Origin of the sequence: Pseudomonas sp. S60 (genome assembly GCF_016647865.1) — a bacterium.
GTDB lineage: Bacteria > Pseudomonadota > Gammaproteobacteria > Pseudomonadales > Pseudomonadaceae > Aquipseudomonas > Aquipseudomonas parafulva.
The window spans coordinates 1-10,762 of sequence record NZ_JACVVH010000084.1; the positions used below are offsets into that span (position 1 = coordinate 1).

General features: G+C 62.0%; 11 protein-coding genes. 5 read left to right on the forward strand and 6 right to left on the reverse strand.

Translation table 11 applies throughout. The features are described from left to right. Positions 1-93: 93 nt before the first annotated feature. Positions 94-999: a 30S ribosomal protein S6--L-glutamate ligase gene (rimK, locus tag IAE33_RS23915; RefSeq protein ID WP_012316721.1), complete on the reverse strand. Its 906-nt coding sequence runs from the start codon at positions 997-999 to the stop codon at positions 94-96. Further along, on the reverse strand, positions 996-1,478 hold the full coding sequence (gene rimB / locus IAE33_RS23920) for a retropepsin-like aspartic endopeptidase RimB (RefSeq protein WP_028635352.1): 483 nt from the start codon (positions 1,476-1,478) through the stop codon (positions 996-998). The genes rimK and rimB overlap by 4 nt, the downstream gene beginning before the upstream one ends. A gap of 109 nt (positions 1,479-1,587) precedes the next feature. On the opposite strand from rimB, the gene IAE33_RS23925 reads away from it, so the two are divergent. After that, on the forward strand, positions 1,588-1,989 hold the full coding sequence (locus tag IAE33_RS23925; RefSeq protein ID WP_201165651.1) for an RNA-binding S4 domain-containing protein: 402 nt from the start codon (positions 1,588-1,590) through the stop codon (positions 1,987-1,989). Positions 1,990-2,016: 27 nt separating this feature from the next. Here the strand turns inward: IAE33_RS23925 and IAE33_RS23930 are convergent, their stop codons facing one another. After that, positions 2,017-2,811: a phosphatase PAP2 family protein gene (locus IAE33_RS23930; protein ID WP_028635350.1), complete on the reverse strand. Its 795-nt coding sequence runs from the start codon at positions 2,809-2,811 to the stop codon at positions 2,017-2,019. A 109-nt stretch (positions 2,812-2,920) separates the two neighbouring features. Between IAE33_RS23930 and hslO the strand changes: the two genes are divergently transcribed. The 3 genes from hslO to IAE33_RS23945 all read left to right on the forward strand — a co-directional run bounded on the left by hslO (position 2,921) and on the right by IAE33_RS23945 (position 6,084). Next, complete coding sequence (gene hslO / locus IAE33_RS23935) at positions 2,921-3,820, forward strand: Hsp33 family molecular chaperone HslO (RefSeq protein WP_201165652.1); 900 nt, start codon at positions 2,921-2,923, stop codon at positions 3,818-3,820. Between the two features lie 179 nt (positions 3,821-3,999). Then, positions 4,000-5,541, forward strand: a complete 1,542-nt coding sequence (locus tag IAE33_RS23940; protein ID WP_201165653.1) for a phosphoenolpyruvate carboxykinase — start codon at positions 4,000-4,002, stop codon at positions 5,539-5,541. Positions 5,542-5,649: 108 nt separating this feature from the next. Next, entirely contained in the window at positions 5,650-6,084 is a 435-nt protein-coding gene (locus IAE33_RS23945) for an acyl-CoA thioesterase (RefSeq protein WP_201165654.1), read from the forward strand. A 54-nt stretch (positions 6,085-6,138) separates the two neighbouring features. Here IAE33_RS23945 and IAE33_RS23950 read toward each other — a convergent pair whose 3' ends face one another. From IAE33_RS23950 to fdhD, 3 genes are all read right to left on the reverse strand, one after another. Next, entirely contained in the window at positions 6,139-6,630 is a 492-nt protein-coding gene (locus tag IAE33_RS23950; RefSeq protein WP_028635346.1) for a glycine zipper domain-containing protein, read from the reverse strand. Positions 6,631-6,831: 201 nt separating this feature from the next. Then, positions 6,832-9,177 (reverse strand): FdhF/YdeP family oxidoreductase, encoded by a 2,346-nt coding sequence (locus IAE33_RS23955; protein WP_201165657.1) that lies wholly within the window; start codon positions 9,175-9,177, stop codon positions 6,832-6,834. A gap of 5 nt (positions 9,178-9,182) precedes the next feature. Then, positions 9,183-10,013, reverse strand: coding sequence for a formate dehydrogenase accessory sulfurtransferase FdhD (gene fdhD / locus IAE33_RS23960; protein WP_201165658.1), 831 nt, complete (start codon positions 10,011-10,013; stop codon positions 9,183-9,185). A gap of 190 nt (positions 10,014-10,203) precedes the next feature. Between fdhD and lysM the strand changes: the two genes are divergently transcribed. Next, entirely contained in the window at positions 10,204-10,644 is a 441-nt protein-coding gene (lysM, locus tag IAE33_RS23965; RefSeq protein WP_201165660.1) for a peptidoglycan-binding protein LysM, read from the forward strand. Positions 10,645-10,762 lie beyond the last annotated feature (118 nt).

Here is a 10,762-nt window from a genome sequence, read left to right on the forward strand (position 1 = left end):
GCCACGTTCTCCCACAGGTACTGCACAAACCTGAAGGCTGCGGTAATCCTGTGGGAGCGGCTTCAGCCGCGAAGAGGCCGGTACAGGCTTGCATCAACCTTTACCTTTGGTCCGGGTCTGGTTGGGCCCGCCATTCTTCTCCAGGTGCTCGATGATCATGCCGGCCACGTTCTTGCCGGTGGTCACTTCAATGCCCTCCAGCCCCGGCGATGAGTTCACCTCCATCACCAGCGGCCCATGGTTGGAACGCAAAATATCCACACCCGCCACGCTCAAGCCCATCACCTTGGCCGCACGAATCGCGGTAATCCGCTCTTCAGGCGTGATTTTGATCAGGCTGGCGACGCCGCCCCGGTGCAGGTTGGAGCGGAACTCGCCTGGCTTGGCCTGACGTTTCATCGAAGCAATCACCTTGTCGCCCACAACGAAGCAGCGAATGTCGGCGCCGCCAGCCTCCTTGATGTATTCCTGAACCATGATGTTCTGTTTCAGGCCCATGAACGCTTCGATCACCGACTCGGCCGCCTGGGTTGTCTCGCACAGCACCACGCCGATGCCCTGGGTGCCCTCCAGCACCTTGATCACCAGCGGCGCGCCGTTGACCATCTGGATCAGGTCGGGGATGTCGTCTGGCGAGTGGGCAAAGCCGGTGATCGGCAGGCCGATGCCGCGCCGTGACAGCAATTGCAGCGACCGCAGCTTGTCCCGCGAGCGGGCGATGGCGACCGACTCGTTCAGTGGGTAGACCCCCATCATCTCGAACTGCCGCAGCACGGCACAGCCGTAGAACGTGACCGATGCCCCAATGCGCGGAATGACAGCATCGAACCCTTCCAGTGGCTTGCCGCGGTAGTGGATCTGCGGCTTGTGGCTGGCAATGTTCATGTAGGCACGCAGGGTATCGATCACTACCATTTCGTGGCCACGCTGGGTACCGGCTTCGACCAGGCGGCGGGTGGAATACAGACGCGGATTGCGCGACAGCACAGCGATCTTCATGCAGCACCTGTTAATGAAGAGAGGGTGGCCGGAAAGGCCGGTTTGTCCTGCACATATTTAACGCCAGGGTTGACCACAAGCTGGCCGTGGACCAACGCCTTGGACCCTAGCAACAGGCGGTAGCGCATGCTCTTGCGGCAGGCCAGGGTAAATTCCACCGCCCACACCCTGTCACCCAGCGCCAGCGACGTTCGTATCACATAGCGCGTCTGGGCATGGCCATTGGAGCTTCTGATGGTTTTTCGGGTCACCAGTGGGGCTTCGCAGCGGCGGTGACGCAACTGCACCACCGTGCCCAGGTGCGCGGTAAATCGGACCCATGGCTCGCCATTGCGTTCGAATGGCTCGATGTCGGTTGCATGCAGGCTGGAGGTGCTTGCACCGGTATCGATCTTGGCGCGCAACCCCGCCACGCCCAGGTCGGGCAGGGCGACCCATTCGCGCAGGCCGATTACAGTCAGATGATCAAATGTCTTCACAAAACGCACCCTGCGGATGAGGTAGTGAACTGTAAGCACGGCGGGGATTTTTTGCATCCGATGGTTACGGTAGTACAGTTCCGTGAAACACAGTATTCGAGGTATGGGGATGGCACAGAAAGTCGAAGATGACGACAAGGTTCGCCTGGACAAATGGCTATGGGCTGCGCGCTTCTACAAGACCCGCGCCCTGGCCAAGGCGGCCATCGAAAGCGGCAAGGTGCACTGCCGTGGCGAGCGATGCAAGCCGGGCAAGGAGCCTCGGGTGGGTGACGAGTTTGTGCTGCGCACCGGGTTCGATGAGCGCACCGTGGTGGTGAAAGCGCTTTCGAGCGTGCGCCGTGGTGCACCAGAGGCGCAGACGCTGTATGCCGAAACTGAAGACAGCATCCGCCGCCGTGAGCAGGCGGCCGAATTGCGCAAGGCCGGGGCAGTAGGCGTGACCACCGACGGGCGGCCAACCAAGAAGCAGCGGCGGCAGATTCACCAGCTGCATGGCAATTTTGACTGAAGGGGCCGCCAGGCGGCCCCCTTCACGCTAGCGCACTACCGCCAGCCTGTTGATCAGCGGCAACCTGGCCGCAAACCTGAACAGCGGCGCGGTCCAACGCACCAGCGCCGCAGTGCTGTGGGCGGCCAGCGGTGTGTACAGGCTCCAGCCCAGTGCCAGCACAGCCATCAGCAGGCCACCGATGTAGTCGTCCTGCCCCCAGTGGGCGCCCGCCACCAGGCGTGGCAACATGAACAGCACTGCCAGGCCCCAGATCACCAGGTATTGCCCAATGCGGCGGCTGAACACGCTCATGAACAGCGCCCAGATCAGCAGCACCGAGGCGTGATCGCCCGGGAAGCTCTTGCTGGAACGGTCTTTCAGTTCCCAGGAGGATTCCAGGTTGGGGTAGTAGTCACTCAGGTGCACAGCGCTGTCGAACATCATCGACGGGCTGTTGTGCTGCCAGCCAGCTGCGTCCACCCACTTGGAAAACAGCGCACGAATCACCACTAAGAGCAGTAGCGTGACCAGAAAACCGAAAAACGCCTGGCGAACCTGCACGGCCTTGAACACCCAGTTGCCACGAATCAGCGCCGCCAGCAGGATCAGGCCCACGACGATGTCGAACGGGCGCAAGCTGCCCACGGTCCAGATGTAACGCCAGGTAGTGTTCTCGGCCAGCGGCGCGTTCAGGGTATGGAACAGCCATTCGTCGAATGCCAGGCACAGGCTCTGGCCAACAGGCCACAACCAGAAACACAGTAGTGCGATGGGCAGTAGCGTGCACGCTACCAAGGGTCCCCAGGACCACCTCGCTTGGAACAGTGGTCGATTGTCCATAAGATACCTCTATCTCCTAATAGGGAAATGAGCGCCCGAAGGCGCCCCACGGCGGGATTTGTAATTCTCCGCAATCATTTTGTCATCATTTTCAGATAGCCAGACACCCATGAGCGATTTGCCAGATACCGATTTCACCCAACGTTTCATCTTCGACGAGCGCGACGTGCGCGGCGAGTGGGTGTCTCTCGATGACAGCTACGCCGCCGTGCTGGCGCGTCACCCATACCCCGAGCCCGTGCAGGCGTTGCTGGGCGAGCTGATGGCCGCCACTGCCTTGCTGGTTGGCGCGCTCAAGTTCGATGGCCTGCTCATTCTGCAGGCGCGTTCTGCCGGCCCCATCCCCTTGTTGATGGTGGAGTGCTCGGGCGAGCGCGATATCCGCGGCATGGCTCGTTACGAAGCCGAACAGATCGCCTCCGACGCCACCCTGGCCCAGCTGATGCCCGACGGGCACCTGACCCTGACCATCGACCCGGTCAAGGGCCAGCGTTACCAAGGTACCGTGGACCTCGACGGGGCCAACCTGTCGGAGTGTTTCACCAATTACTTTGTTCAGTCCCAGCAGCTGAATACGCGGTTCTGGCTGAATACCGAAGGCGGCAAGGCCCGTGGCCTGCTGCTGCAGCAATTGCCGCGTGATCGCCAACCCGATGACGAAGAGCGTGAAGAAAGCTGGCAGCATGTGGTCGCCTTGGCCAGCACGCTGAAAGCCGACGAGTGGGCGCTGGATAACGAAACCCTGCTGCACCGCCTGTACCACGAAGATGCCGTGCGCCTGTTCGATGTGCAGCCGCTGCGTTTCAACTGCAGCTGCTCGCGCGAACGTTCCGGCAATGCGCTGGTCAGCCTTGGCGAAGAAGACGCCAAGGCGTTGGTGGAAGAATGTGGCGGCACGGTGGAGATCGATTGCCAGTTCTGCAACCAGCGCTATTTCTTCGATGCCAACGATGTCGCACAGCTCTTTGCGGGTGGCGGCACGGACGTGGCCTCAGAAACTCGCCACTGAAACGTTTCACTACAGGAGAATCTCCTGTCGAATTGCGCAAAAGCTCGGTTCTGACAGGAGGGGCCTACTTTTTTTGGGCGTTTCTGGCATAATCCGGCCACTTTTTTCGCTGTAGTAGTTTTTTCGAGACGACTACAAAACGTTTGGAGCACTCGGCCTCGGGCCGGATGGGGTATCTCATGACGCAAGCCAACAACACCGTGTACACCGACCTGAGCGTCGATGAGCTGGTAAAAGAAGCGCTGCAACGCGGTGAAGGCGTACTAGCCGATACTGGTGCACTGGTCGTGGAGACGGGCCACCGTACCGGCCGTTCCCCGGCTGACCGTTTCATCGTCGAAGAACCTTCCACCCAGGACGCCATCGCCTGGGGCCCGATCAACCGCAAGTTCCCGGCCGACAAGTTCGATGCCCTGTGGGACCGCGTCGAGGCGTTCAACAACGCCCAGGATCACTTCGTTTCCTACGTTCACGTAGGTGCGGCAGCCGACCACTACCTGCCGGTGAAGATGACCACCCAGACTGCCTGGCAGAACCTGTTTGGCCGTTGCCTGTTCATCAACCCGGAGCAGTACAACCCTGCTGGCCGTGATGAGTGGCAAGTGCTGAACGTTGCCAACTTCGAGTGCGTACCCGAGCGTGACGGCACCAACTCCGACGGTTGCGTGATCCTCAACTTCGCCCAGAAGAAAGTACTGATCGCCGGCATGCGTTACGCCGGTGAAATGAAGAAAGCCATGTTCTCGGTGCAGAACTTCCTGCTGCCGGCTGCCGACGTGCTGCCAATGCACTGCGCTGCCAACATCGGTGAAAACGGCGACGTCACCCTGTTCTTCGGCCTGTCCGGCACCGGCAAGACCACCCTGTCTGCCGACGAAAGCCGTTATCTGATCGGTGACGACGAGCACGGTTGGGGTGAGGGCGTGGTGTTCAATATCGAAGGCGGTTGCTATGCCAAGTGCATCGACCTGTCGGAGAAGAACGAGCCGGTTATCTGGAAGGCCATCAAGCACGGCGCCGTGCTGGAAAACGTGGTAATCGACGACAACAAGCATGCCGATTACACCAACGTCAGCCTGACCCAGAACAGCCGCGCTGCCTACCCGCTGGAGCACGTTGCCAAGCGCTCCGAGGCCAACCTGGGCGGCGAGCCCAACGCGGTGATCTTCCTCACCTGCGACCTGACCGGTGTTCTGCCGCCGGTGTCGATCCTGAACAACGAGCAGGCGGCCTACCACTTCCTGTCCGGCTACACCGCGCTGGTTGGCTCCACTGAAATGGGTTCGGGCGGCGGCATCAAGTCGACCTTCTCCACTTGCTTCGGCGCGCCGTTCTTCCCGCGCCCGGCTGGCGAGTACGCCGAGCTGCTGATCAAGCGCATCAAGGGCTTCAACTCCAAAGTCTACCTGGTGAACACCGGCTGGACCGGCGGTGGCTACGGCGTGGGCAAACGCTTCAACATTCCGACCACCCGTGCGGTGATCGCTGCCATCCAGAGCGGTGCGCTGGTGGGTGCCGAAACCGAGCACCTGGGCATCATCAACCTGGACGTGCCCAAGGCTGTTCCGGGCGTCGACACCGAGCTGCTGAACCCGCGTAACACCTGGGCGGACAAAGCAGCTTACGACGAGGCCGCAAAAGGCCTGGCCAAGCTGTTCATCGAAAACTTCAAGAAGTTTGAAGTGTCCGACGCCATCAAGGCTGCTGGCCCTCAGCTGTAAGCTGACCAGGGCAGTACCGCACTATCCGGGGCCGCTTTGCGGCCCTGATTTTTACCTTGGATTTCTGTTTCACTGTCTGCATCCCTTGCCAAGACATGAGCCAGCCCGATGATCCAACCCCCTCTGCGCACCGCCTTCACCCACTTCCACCCTGTGCTTACCCGCCCCCAGGACAATGACGTTAACGGTCACATTGCCGGCGCAACCGTGCATGGCTATTTCGAGGCTGCCATTCAGGCGTTCCTGGTGGAGCAAGCTGAACTGGACTTGCGGGACGGTGAGCTGGCCGCTTTCGTGGTCAGCGCTTCGGCAGACTTCTACGCCTTGCCAGCGTTTCCGGATGTGCTGGAGGTGGGCTTGGGCGTGGCGCGCCTGGCTGGCAGTACGGTGGAGTATCGCCTGGCGCTATACCGCCCTGGCGAAGCCCAGGCCTGCGCTGCAGGAACAGTGGTGCAGGTGTTCATCGAACGCGCCAGCGGCCAGCCCGTTGCATTGCCGCAGCCGCTGCACACGCTGTTTTCGGCGCTGCTGGTACAGCCTTGACGAAAAAGCCCCGCCATGAGGGCGGGGCTTCTGCAGTGCGGCCTGGCTGAGCCATCAAGGGTGGCGATGGCGGCCATGCTTGCGGTGGCCGTAATGCGGGCCTGGGCCCGGGCCGCGGTCCCAGTGACGGCGGTCGTCGTAGTCGCGACGGTACCGGCGGTGGTCGCGGCGGTCGTCCTGGTCGGCCTTGTTACCCATGTAGTTACCCAGCGCGCCGCCGGCACCGCCGCCCGCGGCTGCACCGATGTAGCTACCGGTGGTACCGCCCACCGAGCGGCCAACCACGTTGCCGCCTGCTGCACCCAGTGCGCCGCCAATGGCCGCCTCACCGCGCTGGCGCTTGTCGGCACCTACCGCGCTGCCTGCCGCGCCGCCCAGGCCCGCGCCGATGGCCCCACCGGTGCTACCACCGATGGACTGGCCAACGACTGAGCCCAGTACCCCACCCAATGCGCCGCCAATGCCGGCCTCGGTGGTGCCGCCTGCCATGGCAACGCCGCTGAGCAAGCTGAAAGACAACAACAGAATCGAGGAGTACTTCTTCATCAAGAGAGCCTCAGAGTTAAGACGAGGCGAATTTGCGGGTAACCTGCGTGGCTGGCAACGTAAATCCGACGAGCTGCACGAGTTGTACACAATTCTGTAAGTTGTTGAATTGGCTATGAAACTTAAACTGTTTTTGGCGGTCATAGACCTTTATGACAAAGCCCTGAACCTCACCGGAACAGGGCTTTTTCATTTACGGCATTACACAATCCGGCCGTTGTCTTCGGCCCGTTCCAGCTTGATGGCGATGAACTTCGACGTGGGCGTATGGCTGCCATCGCCAATGCTCTCCAGCGGTACCAGCGGGTTTACCTCGGGGTAATACGCCGCTGCCTGCCCTGCCGGTATGTCGAACGCCAGCAGGGTGAACCCGCGCACACGGCGCACATGCTCATCGCCCCACAACGACACGATGTCCACCTTCTGCCCCGGCTGGAAGCCCAGGCGGATGATGTCCGCTTCGTTGGCAAACAGCACGTCGCGCTGGCCACGCACGCCCCGGTAGCGGTCATCCAGGCCATAGATGGTGGTGTTGTACTGATCATGCGAGCGCATCGACTGCATGATCAGGTCCGGCGCCTGGCCGCTGGCCCGTACGCGTTCATCCAGCAGGGTGTCTGGCAGCAGGTTGGCCTTGAAGTTGGCGCGGCCGGTGGCGGTTTTCCAGTCGCGGGTGGCCGCACTGTTGCCCAGGTAGAAGCCGCCCGGGTGGCGCATGCGCTGGTTGAAGCCGGTGAAGCCCGGGATGGTGTCAGCGATCAGGTCGCGAATACGGTCGTAGTCAGCCACCAGCCAGTGCCAGTCCACCGGGCGCTTGCCCAAGGTGGCGGCCGCGATGCCGGCGATAACGGCAGGTTCTGAACGCATCTGCGAAGACAGGGGTTTGAGCTGCCCGTTCGAGCCGTGCACCATGCTGAACGAGTCTTCCACCGTAACGGCCTGTGGCCCGTCGGCCTGCAGGTCGATATCGGTGCGGCCCAGGCACGGCAGAATCAACGCCTGCTTGCCATGCACCAGGTGGCTGCGGTTGAGCTTGGTGCTGATGTGCACGGTCAACTCGCAGTTGCGCAGCGCCTTGGCGGTGCGTTCAGTATCCGGGGTTGCCTGGGCAAAGTTGCCGCCCAGGCCGATGAACACCCGGGCACGCCCGTCCAGCATGGCGTGGATGGCCTCGACGGTGTTGTGGCCATTGTGGCGAGGCACCGGGAAGCCAAACCGCTTTTCAAGGGCATCGAGCAGCGCCACCGGTGGGCGCTCGTTGATGCCCATGGTGCGGTCGCCCTGCACGTTGCTGTGGCCACGCACCGGGCACAGGCCTGCGCCTGGGGCACCGATGTTGCCGCGCAGCATCTGCAGGTTGACGAGTTCCTGGATGGTGGGCACCGAATGGCGATGCTGGGTGATGCCCATGGCCCAGCACATGATCACCCGCTTGCTGCGGCAGTACATGCGGGCCGCCAGCTCGATGTCGTGCAGTGGCAGCCCGGCCTGGGCCTGGATGTGCTCCCACGGGGTGGCATCGACCACGGCCAGGTAATCCTCAATGCCATGCCCGTGCTGCGCAATGAAGGCATGGTCCAGCACGGCGGGTTCACCGTTGGCTTTGGCCTCGCGCTCCCACTGCAGCACGAACTTGGCCATGCCGCGCAGCATCGCCATGTCGCCGCCCAGCGCCGGGCGGAAGAATGCCGTGTTGGTAGGCCGATCGCTGTTGGTGAGCATTTCCAGCGGGTTTTGCGGGTGCTGGAAGCGTTCCAGGCCGCGCTCTTTCAGGGGGTTGATGCACACCACCTGGGCGCCGCGCTTCACCGCATCGCGCAGCGGGTCGAGCATGCGCGGGTGATTGGTGCCGGGGTTCTGGCCCCACACGAAGATGGCGTCAGCGTGTTCGAAATCGTCGAAGGTCACGGTGCCCTTGCCCACACCCACGCTTTGCCCCAACGCTACGCCACTGGCCTCGTGGCACATGTTCGAGCAGTCGGGGAAGTTGTTGGTACCGTAGGCCCGCACAAACAGTTGGTACAGGTAGGCCGCCTCGTTGCTGGCCCGGCCGGAGGTGTAGAACTCGGCCTGGTCGGGGGTGGCCAGCTTGTTCAGCTCGCGGGCGATCAAGGCAAAGGCAGCGTCCCAGCTGATGGGCTGGTAGCGGTCGCTGCCGGCGTCGTACGCCATCGGCTCGGTCAGGCGGCCTTGGTACTCCAGCCAGTAATCGCTTTGCTGCAGCAGCGAAGTAACGCTGTAGCGGGCGAAGAAGGCGGCGTCGACACGGCGCTTGGTGGCTTCCCAGTTCACCGCCTTGGCGCCGTTTTCGCAGAACTTCACCATGCCGCTTTCCGGGGAATCCCCCCAGGCGCAGCCCGGGCAGTCGAAGCCGCCGTTCTGGTTGGTCTTGAGCAGTGCGCGAATGTTCTTCAGCGCGTTGTCACTGCCAACCCAGGCCTTGGCCACGCTGCGCAGCGCTCCCCAGCCGCCGGCGGGGCCGTGGTAGGGCTTGTAGCGTGGAGGGGAGGCTGGGGCGTTGTCCGGTAGATGCTGGTACGAGCTCACGACTTTTACGACTCCGCCGCGGGGCTATACACCCGCGGTGCACTGTGTTTGGGCAGGTGGATAAGGTTGAGGTTGTGCTTGCGCGCCCATTGCAGGGCAAGGCCGGTGGGGGCGGACAGGCTGATCAGGGTCTGGATGCCGGCGCGCAGGACCTTCTGGATCAGTTCAAGGCTGCAGCGGCTGGTGACGATGGCCAGGCCACCCTGGCTGTCGATGCCTTGGCGCAGCAGGGCGCCGATCAGTTTGTCGAGGGCGTTGTGCCGGCCAATGTCCTCACGGCCCATCAACAGTTCGCCGTGCCGGTCCATGAACAGCGCCGCATGCACCGCGCCGCTGTGCTGGCCCAATGGCTGAAACACATCGATGCGCTTGCGCAGGTTCACCAGCCAATCAGCTGGTGGCAGGGGGGCGCCAGGCAGTTTGGTCAGTTCTGGCAGCGCCTGCTCCAGCGCCTCGACCCCGCACAGGCCGCAACCGCTGGTGCCGGCCAACTGGCGGCGTTGGTTTTTCAGGTTCCAGAAGGCGCGGCTGGAAATTTCCAGGTCGGCGTACAACGATGCGCCGCTGCCCGACAACTTGACGTCATAGATTTCTGCCGTGCTTTCAACAATGCCGCTGCCCACGCTGAAACCGACGGCAAAGTCTTCCAGGTCGGTGGGGCTTACCAGCATCACCGCCTGGTTCAGGCCGTTGTAGACAATGGCCAGGGCCACTTCTTCAGCCAGGGGGGTGTTGTCACGCTGGCCGTCGTCCAGCTGGACGTAATCGTAGGTGTTGCTGGCAGCGGGCATGGCCAAAGTTGATGAGGCCGCGCAGAACGGGGGCTTGCTGGTCATCGGGGCTTGCTCTTGATCGACGCAATCGGCGGCATTCTGAGGCCACAAGCCTAGGCTTGCAGGCTGGCGCCGTCTAATTGCTAGGGTCTATGCATTGATAGACCGCGTCGATTGGTCGCAGTGCAGCGGCAGATTGAGTCTTGACCTAGACTCCAGTGTCCAACGGTTTCACGTCAACAAGGAGAGCGTCATGAGTCTATTCAGCTTTGTGAAGGAAGCAGGCGAGAAGTTGATCGATCTGCTGACCCCAGGCAACGCCAATGCCGAGGAGCAGTTGAAGAAGCACGTGGAAAGTGTCGGCCTGGGCAACCCCAATATCACTGCCACAGTGGAGGGCGACAAGGTCATCCTGAAGGGCGAGGTGGCCAGCCAGGAGGAGAAAGAAAAGATCATCCTGGCGGCGGGCAACATCCATGGGGTGGCCAGCGTTGAAGACCAGATCACGGTTACCGGGCCTGCGGCGCAGGCTGCGCGTTTTGTGACGGTGGAGAAGGGCGACACGTTGAGTGCCATTTCCAAGAAGGTGTATGGCGACCCCAACAAGTATCAGAAGATCTTCGAGGCCAACAAGCCCATGCTATCGAGCCCGGACAAGATTTACCCGGGGCAGGTGCTGCGTATTCCTGACTGATCAGCCGTGCAGTTTCGCGAGTGAACTCGCTCCCACAGGAATAGCATTTTCCGGCATTTTCCAGAGACCTGGACTGCCCCACAAAAGTTGGACACCTATCCAATTTTTGAGGTGTTCA